At 65.4% G+C, this 14,322-nt stretch carries 8 protein-coding genes; 6 read left to right on the forward strand and 2 right to left on the reverse strand.

The genetic code is table 11. The features are described from left to right. Positions 1-96: 96 nt before the first annotated feature. A complete protein-coding gene (locus ACPDIT_RS03815; RefSeq protein ID WP_423441701.1) occupies positions 97-5,160 on the forward strand; it encodes a S8 family serine peptidase in 5,064 nt (1,687 codons plus the stop codon). Between the two features lie 66 nt (positions 5,161-5,226). Here the strand turns inward: ACPDIT_RS03815 and ACPDIT_RS03820 are convergent, their stop codons facing one another. Further along, on the reverse strand, positions 5,227-5,916 hold the full coding sequence (locus tag ACPDIT_RS03820) for a zinc metallopeptidase (protein WP_423441703.1): 690 nt from the start codon (positions 5,914-5,916) through the stop codon (positions 5,227-5,229). 461 nt (positions 5,917-6,377) lie between these two features. Here ACPDIT_RS03820 and ACPDIT_RS03825 point away from each other — a divergent pair, with 461 nt between their 5' ends. From ACPDIT_RS03825 to metX, 5 genes are all read left to right on the forward strand, one after another. Continuing rightward, a complete protein-coding gene (locus ACPDIT_RS03825; RefSeq protein ID WP_423441704.1) occupies positions 6,378-7,589 on the forward strand; it encodes an ABC transporter ATP-binding protein in 1,212 nt (403 codons plus the stop codon). A 119-nt stretch (positions 7,590-7,708) separates the two neighbouring features. Next, positions 7,709-9,094, forward strand: coding sequence for an ABC transporter permease (locus ACPDIT_RS03830; protein ID WP_423441706.1), 1,386 nt, complete (start codon positions 7,709-7,711; stop codon positions 9,092-9,094). A 100-nt stretch (positions 9,095-9,194) separates the two neighbouring features. Continuing rightward, a complete protein-coding gene (locus ACPDIT_RS03835; RefSeq protein WP_423441708.1) occupies positions 9,195-10,763 on the forward strand; it encodes a hypothetical protein in 1,569 nt (522 codons plus the stop codon). A gap of 280 nt (positions 10,764-11,043) precedes the next feature. Continuing rightward, the gene (locus ACPDIT_RS03840) at positions 11,044-12,333 is read left to right on the forward strand and encodes an O-acetylhomoserine aminocarboxypropyltransferase/cysteine synthase family protein (RefSeq protein WP_423441712.1); all 1,290 of its coding nucleotides are present in this window, start codon (positions 11,044-11,046) and stop codon (positions 12,331-12,333) included. Between the two features lie 86 nt (positions 12,334-12,419). Further along, a complete protein-coding gene (gene metX, locus ACPDIT_RS03845) occupies positions 12,420-13,571 on the forward strand; it encodes a homoserine O-acetyltransferase MetX (RefSeq protein ID WP_423441714.1) in 1,152 nt (383 codons plus the stop codon). A gap of 456 nt (positions 13,572-14,027) precedes the next feature. On the opposite strand, the gene ACPDIT_RS03850 is transcribed toward metX, so the two are convergent. Beyond that, positions 14,028-14,321, reverse strand: a complete 294-nt coding sequence (locus ACPDIT_RS03850; RefSeq protein ID WP_423441715.1) for a TMEM14 family protein — start codon at positions 14,319-14,321, stop codon at positions 14,028-14,030. Position 14,322 lies beyond the last annotated feature (1 nt).

The following is a 14,322-nucleotide window of genomic DNA, read 5'->3' on the forward strand; positions in this document are numbered from 1 at the left end:
CGGGCGCCCAGTGGCAGGCAGGCGCTGGCGGGAGGGCTTCGCTCACCAGGGCCGCGGTGCCTTGCCGGGGGGCCGCCCCTGGCGTATTGTCGCGCAGTGAACCGCTTTCGGCTCGTGTACCGTTGTTGGGAGGTGACGGTGATCCTGGGCCTGGCCGCCGGCGCCGGCCTTTGGTGTGAAGCCAAGCCCATCCACTTGCGAACGGACCCCTTCGACCCGAGCACGAACCGTTCTCCGGAGTTGACGGCGGCCGCGGGGGTGCCGGGGCAGGAGCCGCGGCTCCACGGACTGTATCTGGTGCAGCTCAAGCAGGCCCCCCGGGCCGACTGGCGCGCCGCGTTGGAGCAGCTCGGGCTGCGCATCCTGCGCTACGTGCCCGAGGACGCGTTTGTCGTCCGGTGCGCGCAGGTGCCGGCCGGAGAGGTGCGAAACCTGCCCTTTGTCGAGTGGATCGGGCCGTATCGGGCGCGTCACAAGCTGCACCCGGCGTTGGCCGCTGCAACGGCGCCGTCCGTGGTGGAAACCACGGTCCTGCTGGCGCCGGACGTGGACGCAAGCACGGTCGCCTCCCTGCGGCAGCGGTTTCAGCTTCTCATCCAGGAAAACCGGCTCCGCAGCGGTGTCGTGTTGCGGGGTCGAGTGCCGGCCTCCGAGCTGCCCAACCTGACGGCCTCCGAGGCTGTGTTGTGGGTGGAGCCTGCTCCCCGGATGCGACTGTACGACGAGGTATCCTCCAAAATTGTCGCCGGCGACGGCGGGCCCGGTCGGCTGCAAACCCAGCAGCTGGGTTGGGATGGCAGCGGCGTCACAGTGGCCGTGGCGGACAGCGGCCTTGCCCTGGGCGAGGCCGCCACGATGCATCCCGACCTGTGGGGACGCACCCCGGCGTTTTTTTACTACGGCAGCCTGTCCGATGCCGCAGACGAACACGGCCACGGGACGCACGTAACGGGCATCATCGCCGGAGACGGTGCCACCGGGGAAACGGACGAGAACGGTCAACTGTACGGGCTGGGCGTGGCCCCGGGCGCGCGCATCGTAACGCAACGCATCTTTGACGGGTTGGGTCTCTACCAGCCGCCGCCGAGTTTCGAGCGGTTGACGCGGGACGCGGTGCGAGCCGGAGCGGTGATCGGGTCCAACAGTTGGGGGGACGACACCGGCGGTCGTTATGATGTCAGCGCGATGGAATTCGACGAACTGGTGCGGGATGCGGACGCGTTGCGACTGGGCGACCAACCCTACATCCTCGAGTTTTCCGCCGGGAACGCCGGCCCGGGCGCCCGCACCATTGGATCCCCGGCCGTGGCCAAGAACGTCATCGCCACAGGGGCGTGTCAAAACGATCGGTTCGACCTGTTTCTCTATGACAGCGGGGCCGACGCCATGGCGGATTTTTCCAGTCGGGGGCCCTGCGAGGATGGTCGAATCAAACCCGACCTGGTCGCTCCGGGGACGTGGATCGCGTCGCTGGCCAGTGCGGCAGCCCCGGACGAGAATGCCTGGCTGCCCATCTCGCAGCACTACGTGTACATGGGGGGCACCAGTCAGGCCGGCCCGCACGTCTCCGGTGCGGCTACGCTGTTTGTGCAGTACTACCGACACCATTTCTCCAACGCGACTCCCTCGCCGGCCCTGGTCAAGGCGGCGTTGATCAACTCGGCCGATGACATGGACGACAGCTTGGGCACCGCGCCCGTGCCCAATTTCGACGAGGGGTGGGGTCGCTTGAATGTGGCCCGGCTGCTCGGGGGAGAGAGGGAATTCCGCTTTTTCGACCAGTCGGTTCCCCTGGCCACGGATCAGACCTGGGAGCAGGTTGTTCCCGTGGATGGATCGGAGCCGCTGCGTGTGACCATGGCGTACACGGATGTCCCCGGGGCGCCCTTTGTCCTGCCGGCCCTGGTGAACGACCTGGATCTGGAGGTCATCGACCCGCGTGGCGTTCGCTTCCTCGGCAACGCGTTCCACCAGGGGGAGTCGGTGCCCAACCCGCCTGCCGCGGACCGTCGCAACAATGTCGAATGTGTGTACCTGGAGCATCCGGTTCCGGGACCTTACACCATTCGCGTGCGGGCCCATCGCGTCCCGGAAGATGCGCGTCGCGACACGCCCGAGGTCGATCAGGACTTTGCGCTGGTCATCTCGGGTCGTTTCATTCCTCCCGGGGTCGCCTCCATGCAGTTGGACCGCACCGCGTACACTGCGCCGGGCCGGATCCACATCCGGATCTTCGACAGTGACCGTGCGGGTGCGCCCCGGCTGACCGCGCAAGTGGAAAGCAGTACGGAGGCGCAAGGGGAAATCGTCCCACTGGTCCCTGCGGATGCCCATGGCTCCTTCACCGGCCACGTCGCCACCGTCACCGGTCCGGCAACCGCGGATGGGCAACTGCAGATTCGACACGGGGACGTCATCACGGTCCGGTATCTGGACGAGTCCGAGGGCCGCATCCGGGTGGTCACTGCGTTGGCAGACCTGGTCGCCCCGCGGATCCGCAGCGTGCAAAGCGAGGTGAACTTCGGTGTGGTCACGATCCACTGGACCACCGACGAACCCGTCTGGGGGTTGGTGCGATACGGCACAAACCCACCGCTCACTTTGCAAGCCGGGGCCGACGAGTGGTCCACGGAACCGACGGTTTTGTTGGGCGCCCTGCCGGCCGGCACCACTTGGTACTATCAAGTGGAAGCCACCGATGAAGCCGGTAACCTGGCCGTGGAGAACAACGGGGGTCAACTGTTCACCGTGGTCATCCCGTCGATCCCTCCGGTGCTGCTGGTGGATGGCTACGATGATCCGTTCTTTGGAGCCCCTCCGCTCGACGGCTACACAATGGCGCTGTCGCAGGCCGGAGCCGAGTACGAGGTTTGGGTCGTGGCGGAGCGGGGGGATCCGCCTCTGGCCGCGCTGCTGGCCCATCGCGCCGTGATCTGGCGTGTGGGAGAGTTCACCGGATGGTCCCCGGCCCAGGGTTTGTTGATCAGCAACTATCTCGCTGCGGGCGGTGCCCTGTTCGTCGCTTCCATGGAACTGTTGACGCGAAATGTGGAGACGTTCGGACCGGCCTTCAATCGCGACGTCCTGCACGTCGATGCGTTCGAAGAGGACGTGACCGTGCCGTCGATCGTGGGGTTGGGCGATCCGGTGGGCGAGGGTCTGGAGGTGGACCTCGACTACTCCGTGTACGAGGAATTGTGGGCCGGGTTCATCAGCGACATTTCGGACACGTTCAGCCCGTCTCCGGAAGCGGTGCCCGTGCTGGGGGACGGTTTCGGCGGCGTGGTGGGGTTGCGGTGGCCGCGAAATCCGGCCCCGGGGCAGGGCCGGTTGGTGTTTTGTTCCTTCCCGCTGGACGCGGTGCCCTTGGAGAACGGCCAGAATGACCGTGTCCAACTGATGCGAAACGTCCTCCGATTCTTGGCGCCCGGCGCCGAGGGCGAAGCCAGTCTCAGGCTCGATCGGACGGCCTACACCTTGCCCGCGCTGGTGGGGCTGGAGTTGGGCGACCCCGACCAGCGCGGCCAGGGCCGCCTTTCCGTGCAGGTCAGCACGGAGACCGACCCCGGTGGACAGGAACTTTGGTTGGAGGAAACCGTCACACCCGGCGTTTTCCGGGGAGAACTCGCATTGATCCCGGTTACCGACCCGGCCGGGCCCGGCCGGCTTCGCGCCCGCCACGGCGATCTCCTTCGGGTTCGCTACCAGGACACTTCCATCGGCCGAGAAGTGGTGGCCACCGCACAAGTGGACACACAACCGCCGGCGGTCTCCGATACCCGTCACGAACCCGAATACGTCCAGGCCACCGTTTCGTGGGAAACCGATGAGCCAGCCGACGCGCTCGTGCAGTTCGGAGAATCGCCCCTGCTGGGGCGCACCGCCTACGACCCCATTCCCTCCACCCGGCATGACGTCACCGTCACCGGGCTGCGCCCCGACACGGTGTACTATTATCGCGTGGTCAGCCGGGATGCGGCGGGGAATCTCGGCACGGATGACAATCGCGGGAATCTCTACACCTTCCGCACGCTCGCACCGCTGCTTCCGCCCTTTGTCGATGACATGAACGGCACGAACACGGCATGGACGGTCTACAGCAGTGACGAGTCCGTCTCCGGCTGGGAACGCGGCCGGCCGGACAACGGACACGAAACTCAAGCGCACTCGCCCCCGTGGGCCTGGGGAACCAGCCTCCGCGGCCAGGCCTACGATTACATGGAAACCTTCCTGATCAGCCCCTCCATCTATCTCGGGGGCGGAAACACGGCCACGCTGACGTTCTGGCACAGTTACGATTTCATCCCGCGCGATGAACTGGACATCTGGGAATCCGGCACGGTTTACATCATCACCAACGGCGTCGGCACCCCCATCGCCGTGGCCCAGTACGGATTCGAGGCAGAGAACTGGACCCGGGTCGAAGTGGACCTCACGCCTTTCGTGGGGCACATGATCAACGTGGTCTTCGCCTACCAGATGCTCTCGTTCGCGTTCGACGCCATTCCGCGGCCCGGCTGGTTGGTGGACGATGTCAGCATCACCGTTCACCAGGTGGATCCCGGCGTGCTGGTCTTCAGCAACAACCTGCACCAGGCGGAGTGGGTGCTGTCCGGGCCGGTGGCACGCCGCATGCGCGGGGCTTATGCGGTGTTGAGCAATGCGCCGCCCGGCCAATACATCGTCGAGTACGCCGATCTTCCCTGGCACCTCACGCCAGCCCCACAAACCAACACGCTGGTTTCCGGTCAGACCCTCGTGCTGGAGGGCCGTTACACGTTCCTCGACACCAATGCCAATGGCCTTCCGGACGATTACGAGATGGCCTACTTTGGAGGGCCGGATCCGGAACGCGGCACCGGCTCGGATGCCGACCGGGATGGCATGAGCGACTGGGCCGAGTTCGTCGCCGGCACCAACCCCACCAACGCCGCCTCGGCCCTGGCGCTCAGGGCCGACCTCTTGCCGGGCACCGACGGTCTGCGGCTCACATGGAACGCCGTGCCGGGTAGGGCTTATCGGCTGTGGGGTCGCACGGACGCGACCCCGTGGGAACCGCTTGGGGATTGGATTCGGGCGTCCAGTTCGATTCTGCGCTACACCCTTCCGGCCTCGCGCACCGGCGCGGCGTGGTTCTATCGGGTCGAAGTCGCGCCGTGAAGGCGCCGAAGGCGGTCTTCTCCGCCCGTGGGATCAGCGCGGACGCGCGGGTCGACCGCCCTGGGATCAATCCCGCGAGCGGCCGCCCGTCAACAGCGGCAGGACGTAGTAGAGGAAGTAGAGCAACGAGGTTACGAACGCCGCCACGTAGGTCCAGGCAGCAGCATTCAAGACCCGGCGGACGGCTTCGGCCTCTTCCTCCGTCCGGATCATGCCCGAGGTGGTGAGAAGCGCACGAGCCCGGCGCGAGGCATCGAACTCCACGGGCAGGGTGATCAAATTGAACGCCATGATCACGCCCCATGCCAGGGCCATCAGCATCAGCCCCACCATGGGCTCGATCACACCGCCGAACATGAAAAGCAGCGGCAGGAAGGTCACCACCTGACTGGCGTAGGTGGTAATTCCCACCGCCGCCATGCGCAACTGGAGCGGCTTGTAGGCCTGGGCATGCTGCAGGGCATGGCCGGCCTCGTGCGCCGCCACTCCCAGGGCCGCAGGCGATTGTCCGTAGAAATTCTCCTCACACAAAACCAGCCGTTTGTGGATGGGATCGTAATGATCCCCCAGGAAACCATTGTGGGCGACAATCTCCACATCTGTGATGCCGGCCCGGCGCAGAATGGCCGCGGCGGCCTCTGCTCCGGTCAAACCGGAGCTCACTAACATGCGACTGTACCGATGGTACGTCGCCTTCACCCGCGCTGTTGCCCACAAGGACAACACCAGCGTGACCAAAAAGATCAGCCAAAACATGTCTCGTTTCCTCCGTTCTTTCTCCGTTCCCGCTCCCGGCCGACCCACATACGGGCCCGGGGCCGCGGCCGGACCGGTTGCGAACTCCCACGCTGATCCGTGCAAGCCCGGGCCAGCCCGGCAGTCGTTTAGTATATGGAGGGTTCGCCGGCGTTCAACCGGAACCGGCAACTTGCCAACACCGTCGGCTCGAGCCCTCCCAATGCCCGTTCCACGGATCCTTCACCGCTGCACCGGCCCGGCTTGGCGGGTGCCGGACCGTGCGTCTTGTCGAGGCATTTCGCGCCGGCGGGGCGGCCGCGACACTGGCGGTCAATCCGGTGGCGCGGTTTTCTGCCGCACCCGTACCGACCCTGCGGGGAAGACGTTCCACACCGACCCCGGCCGGCCGCGGGCCAAGGGAAATTGGATGACGCAAGTCGGTGGGGCAGCTATGTTTTCCGTGCGGTGCGAAACAAAGGATGACTGCGACCATCGACCAATCCCAAGCCGCCCCCGGCACCGGCAAAAAGCCGGAGGTGGTGGTGTCCGTTCGCGGATTGACCAAGATTTTTTACGACTTTTGGGGCCGTCCCAAGGCCCGCGCGGTGGACGACGTGGATTTCGATGTGTACCGCGGCGAGGTCTTCGGCCTGCTGGGGCCCAACGGGTCGGGCAAATCGACCACGGTGAAGCTGCTGTTGGGATTGCTGTATCCCACGCGCGGTCAGATCCAGGTCCTCGGTCGGTCTCCGCGCCATGTGGCCACCAAGGAGCAAATCGGTTACCTGCCGGAGGAATCGTATTTGTACCGGTATCTGGATGCGCGCGAGACGCTGGATTTCTTCGGGCGGCTGTTTGAACTGCCGGCACGGGAACGCGCCCGTCGCACCGAAGAGCTGTTGGAAATGGTCGGGCTCAGCCAGGTGCGGTCCCGACCGGTGGGCGAATTCTCCAAGGGCATGCAACGTCGGATCGGCCTGGCACAAGCTCTCATCAATGATCCGCAGCTCGTCATCCTGGACGAGCCCACGTCCGGCCTGGACCCGATCGGCTGCCGGGAAATGAAGGATTTGATTCTCACCCTGGCGCGCCGCGGCAAGACGGTCATCCTGAGCAGCCACCTGCTGGCCGATGTGGAGGATGTCTGCGATCGGGTCCTGATCCTCTACGGCGGCCGCGTGCAGGCCATCGGCCCGCTGAAGGAACTGCTCCGCAAGCCCGACCGGCTGCGCATTACCACGCCGGTGCTGTCGCGCCCCACCTTGGAACGCGTGCTGGCGACCATTCGGGAAGAAGTGGGCCCCGAGGCCGAGGTGCGCGTGGAGAATCCCACGCAAAACCTGGAGAGCTTCTTCCTGGAGGTCGTGGAACGCGCGCGACAAGCGGCCACCGAGACCAGCGGGGCCGTTTCCGGGGCCCGGGTGGCCCCGTACCTGCGCGGGGAGACGGAGCCCGCGCCCGCCGGCGAGCGGTTGTTGGAAAAACTGACGCTGCCCACCCGGGCGCCCACTCAGGCGGGCGAAGCCGCACCCGTGGAGCCCGCGGTGGACGAAAAGAGGCTCGAGACACTCGCGGCCGCGGCCGAACCCCGGGGGGAAGAGCCCGCAGCGCCGGCCGCGCCCGCAGAAGAAGAGGCGTTGGCCAGGGCCGACGAGAAACTCGCGAATTTGCTGGGTAAACCGAAGGGATGAAGACCGGCCGGAGGGGCCATGCGTGGCAAGGAGACCATGGAGGCAGCAGCGCCGTCGGTGGCAACCGGTCCGATCACGCACGGCCGGGCTCGGTCGGACCTTGACGTTCGCAGAGTCGCATGAAACCCATCTGGGCCATCGCCGTGCTGACGTGGAAGGCCGCCTTCCGCTTCCGCCTGTTCTGGGTGGTGACCGTGTTGCTCCTGGCTTCCGTGGTGGGGCTGCCCTTGATCCTGAAAGATGACGGGACCGCCCGCGGATTTACGCAAATTCTCCTGACCTACACGTTGAGCGCGATCTCGGGGCTGTTGGGATTGTGCACGCTGTGGCTGGCCTGTGGCACGCTCGCCCGCGACATTGAGGAGTGCCAGATGCAACTGGTGGCGGTGAAACCGGTGGCGCGGTGGAAGATCTGGACGGGCAAATGGCTCGGGCTGGTGACGCTCAACGGCGTGCTCCTCCTCCTCGCGGGCGCCTGTGTCTATGCCCTGTTGCTCTACCGTGCGGGCAAGTTGCCGGCCGACCAACAGGCCGTGCTGTTCAAGGAGGTGCTGGTCGCGCGCGGGTCGGCGCGCCCACCTGACTTCCGCAATGAGATCGCGGCGGAAACCGACCGGCGGCTGCGGGATCGGCTGGCACAGCAACCCCACCTGAAAGTGGACCTGGCCGAGGTGCGCCGGCAGATCGAGGAACAGGTGAAGGCCGAGTACCAGATCGTCCCGCCCGGTTACGTCAAGATTTGGCAGGTGGACCTCGGCTTGCAACGGCTCTTCGTGCAGGGGCGGCCGATGCACCTGCGCATCAAGTTCAACGCAGCCGTCGCTTCCGAAACCGGAACCTTCACCGGGCTCTGGCAGGTGGGGGTTCCGGAAACACCGCGGGTATGGCGCAGCGACCCCATGAGCCTGGCTCCCGACACCTTCCACGAATTCGAGATCCCGCCCGATCTCATGGACGAAAAAGGGGTCTTGACGATCGCCTTTTTCAATCCCAACAACGTCACCCTCCTGTTTCCGCTGGAGGACGGCATTGAAGTGCTTTATTGGCAGGGTGGGTTTCTGCTGAACTACCTGCGGGGATTGGGGATCATTTTCTGCTGGATGATCCTGCTGGCCACGCTGGGTCTGAGTGCGGCCAGTTTTCTTTCCTTCCCCGTGGCGGCCTTCGCCTCGCTGGCCATGCTCGTGCTGGTCTTCAGCAGCGGGACGATTCGCACGGTCATCACCGAGGGCTCTCTGCTGGGGTGGGACGCCGAGGCCGAGGCCCCCTCGCAGACCTGGATCGACAAGATCGGAGTGCCGGTGTTCCAGGGGCTTTGGTGGGTGATCCAACTGGCCAAGGGCTTTGCCCCCATCGACGCCCTGAGCACCGGCCGGAGTGTTCCGTGGACCGAGCTGGCCCGGGCGGTGGGGCAGATTGTGGTTCTGCTCAGTGGCCTGTTGGCGGCCGCCGGCATCTGGGCCTTCCACCGCAGGGAACTGGCCACCGCGAGTCCGATGCAATGAGACCGGCCTTCCCTCCACTGCCGCGGCGCGCAAGCGCGCCTCTGCCAGGCCGGCGTCGGCCCCTGCCCGGCCCGGATTCAACCATGCTCGGTCCGTGCCCATGAGAACCGACGGCATGCCCTCGCGCTGGAAAAAGGTCGCGCTCCTGTTGGTGGCGGCACTGCTGTGGACCGGCGTGGCCCAGGTGGAGCGGTCCATGAACCTGGACCGCGACCGTCTGGGGCTGACGCGCACCGAACCTCTGCAGAATGCACCGCCCCTGCTCGCGTTCACCACCGTGGCCCTCGGGGGCTTCCGGGGCCTGATTTCCAACCTGCTCTGGGTCCGGATGATGGAGCTGCAGGACCAGGACAAGTTTTTTGAAATGAAACAGCTGGCCGACTGGATCACCAAGCTGGAACCTCACTTTGTCCAGGTCTGGGCCGTGCAGGCGTGGAACATGGCCTACAACATCTCGGTGAAGTTCAAAGAAACCGAGTTCGGCGTGTATCCCGACCGCTGGCGCTGGGTCAAGGCGGGGCTCGAACTGCTCCGGGACGAGGCCCTCAAATACAACCCTTACGAACCGCTCCTCTACCGCGAGCTCGCTTGGATCTTTCAGCACAAGATGGGTCACATCCTTGACGACGCCCACATGTATTACAAACAGCAGTGGGCCAATGAAATGAGCCAGATCTTCGGCATGGAGCGGCCCAACTTCGATGCGCTGCTGAATCCCCAAACCGAGGAGGATCGCGAGCGGGTCCGGTTGCTGACCGAGAAGTACAAGATGGATCCCGCCTTCCTCAAACGCGTGGACGAGGAATTCGGTCCGCTGGAATGGCGCCTGCCGGAAGCCCATGCCATCTATTGGGCCGCCAAGGGACTGGACGTGGCGGAAAAGAACCTGCGACGGGTCAACACCAACGATCTGATTCGTCTGCGCCGGGTGATCTTTCAGTCCATGCTCATGAGCTTCCACCGGGGCCGCCTCATCCCGGACTACATCAACCGTCGGTTCGAATTCGGTCCGAACCTCGACATCATCCCCAAGGTCAATTACGCGTACGAAAAGGCCATGGAGGAGGACCCGGCCAACCGGGAAAACATCCGGATCGCGCACCGGAATTTTCTGCGCGACGCGGTGTATTTCTTGTACACGGCCGGTCGGCAGACCGAGGCCAACCAATGGTTCCAATACCTGGCCCGGCTGTACCCCGACAAACCGCTCTTCGAGGGACAACCGGACTCTGTCCCGCGCAATGTTACGCTGGACCAGTACGCCGTGGCCCGTGTCACCGAGGACGTCGGCGAAACCGATCGCATCCGGGTGAAGGCCCACTTGGAGGGCATGCTTGCGCACGCCTATGCCCGATTGATCCTCGATTTGGACGACGAGGCCTACGCCTATCAGCGGCTGGCGCGACTCGTCTACGACTCGTACATGAGCAAAATCAAGGGCTCGGAGGCGCGCATCGGGTTGCCGCCCTTCGAGGAAATCGCCGGCGAAGTCCTTCGCCGCCTGCTGGACCCCCGGGAAAGTCCCTTCTCCGCAGAGGAGCGGGCCGTCTTGCGTACGAAGCTGAACCTGCCCGCCGAAACGGCAGCCGCACCCACGACGCCTGCCACGAATGCCCCGGCGGCCACGGGCACCAACGCGCCAGCCTCACCGGCGCTGACACCGCCCTGAGCCCCCTCGCCAGGCAAGGGGTGGGATTCGCAAACGCGGGCGCGCAAGGACGGGCAGGAGTCGGTTGCCGCTGCTGCCCCGATCCCAACCCACTCCGAACCTGGCACGGTCCTCGCAGCCCGGCACGAGCCATCCGGGCCGGGCCGGCAGCCGGCCGCGACACTCTCTGTTGGACGGGGCCGCGGGAGGGGGCCTGACGGGCGCTTTGCAAAGCGCTTCCCACTGCACCGGCTCGGGGGACGTTGCCTGCCATCCTGGGTTCGAGTAAGCTGCGGCCCCTATGAAGCTGGAAACGCTTTGCCTGCACGGGGGTACGCAGCCGGATCCGGTGACGCTGGCCCGGGGTGTCCCGGTGCATCGCACCTCGTCGTACGTGTTCAAGAGCACCGAACACGCGGCCAACCTGTTTGCCCTCAAGGAACTGGGCAACATCTACACCCGGATCATGAATCCAACCACCGAGGTGTTGGAGAAGCGGATGGCCTTGTTGGAGGGAGCCCCCGAGTTGGGCGGCCTTGCCCTGGCCTCCGGCACCAGCGCCGTGTTCTATTCGATCATCAACCTGGCCCAGGCAGGCGACAACATCGTGTCGGCCCGCAACCTCTACGGCGGCACCTACACAATGTTCAACGACATCCTCCCCACCCTGGGCATTACCGTGAAGTTCGTGGACTCGACCCGGCCGGAAAACTTCGCCGCGGCCATCGACGCCCGCACCCGGGCCCTGTTCTGCGAGACCCTCTCGAATCCCGCCCTGGACGTCACCGACCTGGAAGCGGTGGCCGAGATCGCACACGCGCACGGCCTGCCATTGATCGTGGATTCGACCGCCAGCACCCCGTATCTGACCCGTCCGCTCGATTTCGGCGCGGACATCGTCGTCCATTCACTCACCAAATGGCTGGGCGGACACGGCGTGGGAATCGGCGGGGTGGTGGTGGACGGCGGCCGCTTTCCCTGGGCCGCCGGCAAGCATCCCCTCTACACCACGCCCGACACCAGTTATCACGGCTTGCGCTGGGGCCTGGACCTGCCGGACCCCCTGCGGCCGCTGGCCTACATCCTCCGCATGCGCACCGTGCCGCTGCGCAACCTGGGGGCTTGCATCTCTCCCGACAACAGTTGGATGTTCTTGCAGGGCATCGAGACGCTGCCCCTGCGCATGGAACGGCATTGCGCCAACGCACTGGCCGTGGCTCGGTGGCTCAAAGAACATCCGCGTGTCAGCTGGGTGCGCTACCCGGGCCTGCCCGAGGACCCCGAGTACGGGCGAAACCAGAAGTACCTGCGGGGCAAGGGCGGGGCGGTGGTCGTCTTCGGGATCAAGGGTGGCCGCGAGGCCGGCCAGAAATTCATCGATTCCCTGAAGTTGTTCTCGCACCTGGCCAACATGGGAGACGCCAAGTCGTTGGCGATTCATCCGGCCACGACCACCCATTCCCAATTGACCGAGGAACAACAACGGGCCGGCGGTATCACGCCCGATCTGGTTCGACTGTGTGTGGGACTGGAACACATCGACGATATCCTGGAAGACCTCGATCAAGCCCTGACCCGCTCCGCGGCCTGAGCCGCGCTCCCAAGGGGAGCCCACGCCACCCCGGCTCGTCTGCCGGGTGAAGCCTCGGGACCCCGGGAGGCCGGCGTTCCCTGGCCATGCAAAAACTGCCCAGAGTCCAAACCCGGTTCATCCGATTCCGCGACCGCAAGCATCCGCTGCGACTGCGCGTGGGCGGGGAATTGGACGATTTCACCCTTGCCTACGAGATGTACGGCAAGATGAACTCCGACCGGTCGAACGTGATCCTCCTCTTTCACGCCATGACCGGCAGCCAACACGCCGCCGGGTACAATCCGGAGGTGCCCGGTGTGGACGGGCGGTGGACGGAAGAGAACCACATTGGCTGGTGGGACGCCTTCATCGGACCGGGCAAGGCCCTGGATACGCGGTTGTTCTGCGTGCTGTGCGTGAACTATCTCGGAGGCTGCTACGGTTCCACCGGCCCGGCGTCCATCAACCCAAAAACCGGCCGGCGATGGGCCGCCGATTTCCCCGTGCTGCGCATGTGCGACATTGTGGACTCGCAGATGCGCCTTCTGGACGAGCTGGGCGTGCGCCAGTTGCACGCTGTGATCGGAGCCTCCATCGGCGGATTCCTCGCCCTGACCCTGGCGACCCGCTATCCCGACCGCGTCCGCATCGTGGTGCCCATCGGCACCGGGCCGGAGACCACCATCTACCACCGCATCATCAACTTCGAGCAGATCACCGCCATCGAGAGCGACCCGAACTTTCGTGGTGGCAACTACTACGACGGACCGCCGCCCGAAACCGGACTGGCCCTGGCCCGGCGCATCGCCCACAAGACCTTCGTCTCTCTGGAGATGCTCAGCGAACGCGCCCGGAGCGAGGTCGTCCCCCACAAGCCCCCCCACGGGTGGTACGAAATGAACCACCCGGTGGAGTCGTACATGCTCCATCAGGGGCTCAAGTTCGTGAAGCGCTTCGACGCCAACACCTATCTGCGCATTCTCGATGCGTGGCAATGGTTCGATCTGGCGGCCGAGGCCGGCGCAGCCGACCTGCCCAGCGCCTTCGAGCGCTGTCGCAGTCAGAAATACCTGGTTTTCAGCATCGACTCGGACCTCTCCTTTCCGAGGTCCGAGCAGGAAAAGCTGGTGCAACTGCTCAAACGGGCCCACGTGCCGTGCATCTGGATCACCGTGCACTCGGAGAAGGGGCACGACTCGTTCCTGCTGGAGCCCCGGCTCTACACCCCCCATCTGCAACAGGAATTGCGCGGATAAGTCGGTTCCTTCTCCGAGCACCTTGCGCGAACCACGCCGGCCTGCGATGGGCCGTAGGGAACGGTTTTCCCGGGAAAGGGCTCGTTACTGATCGGGAAGCTTTCACACTCGCTTTTTGCAGGACGGCTTCCCCGCGGCACCAACGGCCCGTGAGCACGTGGCGCAACGCCCCGCGAGCGCCCGCGGCTCATCCGGCAGATCGCTGAACCCGCAAGGAGGGTGTCTCCGGTTGGCGACCGCGGATCCATCCGGGCCATGAGCCCGGCGATCCGAACAAAGATCAGGTCGCCCGGCCCGGGAAGGGTTCATGCCGCGGCATGAGTTGCCTCCTCGGTACCCGCAAGGCGCCCTCGTGCAAAGCGCGGGCGGGCGATTCCCGGGCAACCAAGCGCCTCGGGTCCATGCACGAACCCCGGCCCCCAAACCGGACGGATCCCCCGCTGCAGCGAAGCAGCCCTACCAACGCCAGTGCCGCAGGGCCAGAGCCACGACGGTGAGCGTCAGCATCAGCCCCGAGGGCATGAACTGCTTGCTTTTGAGCAGCCGCCACGCGAACAGCAGCAGCAGGCAAACCAGCAACAGATCCGGCCCCCACGGCAACTGCACCCAGCCCATCGCGCAGGCGCTCAGCGCCGCGGCAAACACCACCGATACCACCAGCGAGATCTTGCTGCCTGCCTTGAGCCAGCCAATCAGCCCGCCCACCACCAACAACACGATGTAAACCCAAAGCACTTTGTCCGGTGTCATC

This window comes from Limisphaera sp. VF-2, assembly GCF_049537125.1.
Lineage (GTDB): Bacteria > Verrucomicrobiota > Verrucomicrobiia > Limisphaerales > Limisphaeraceae > Limisphaera.

What these genes read in the sequence shown, in the direction of transcription:
- ACPDIT_RS03820 (WP_423441703.1), bottom strand. Translation starts at nt 5,916, where the DNA reads ATGTTTTGGCTGATCTTTTTGGTCACGCTGGTGTTGTCCTTGTGGGCA.
- ACPDIT_RS03825 (WP_423441704.1), top strand. Translation starts at nt 6,378, where the DNA reads ATGACTGCGACCATCGACCAATCCCAAGCCGCCCCCGGCACCGGCAAA.
- ACPDIT_RS03830 (WP_423441706.1), top strand. Translation starts at nt 7,709, where the DNA reads ATGAAACCCATCTGGGCCATCGCCGTGCTGACGTGGAAGGCCGCCTTC.
- ACPDIT_RS03835 (WP_423441708.1), top strand. Translation starts at nt 9,195, where the DNA reads ATGAGAACCGACGGCATGCCCTCGCGCTGGAAAAAGGTCGCGCTCCTG.
- ACPDIT_RS03840 (WP_423441712.1), top strand. Translation starts at nt 11,044, where the DNA reads ATGAAGCTGGAAACGCTTTGCCTGCACGGGGGTACGCAGCCGGATCCG.
- metX (WP_423441714.1), top strand. Translation starts at nt 12,420, where the DNA reads ATGCAAAAACTGCCCAGAGTCCAAACCCGGTTCATCCGATTCCGCGAC.
- ACPDIT_RS03850 (WP_423441715.1), bottom strand. Translation starts at nt 14,321, where the DNA reads ATGACACCGGACAAAGTGCTTTGGGTTTACATCGTGTTGTTGGTGGTG.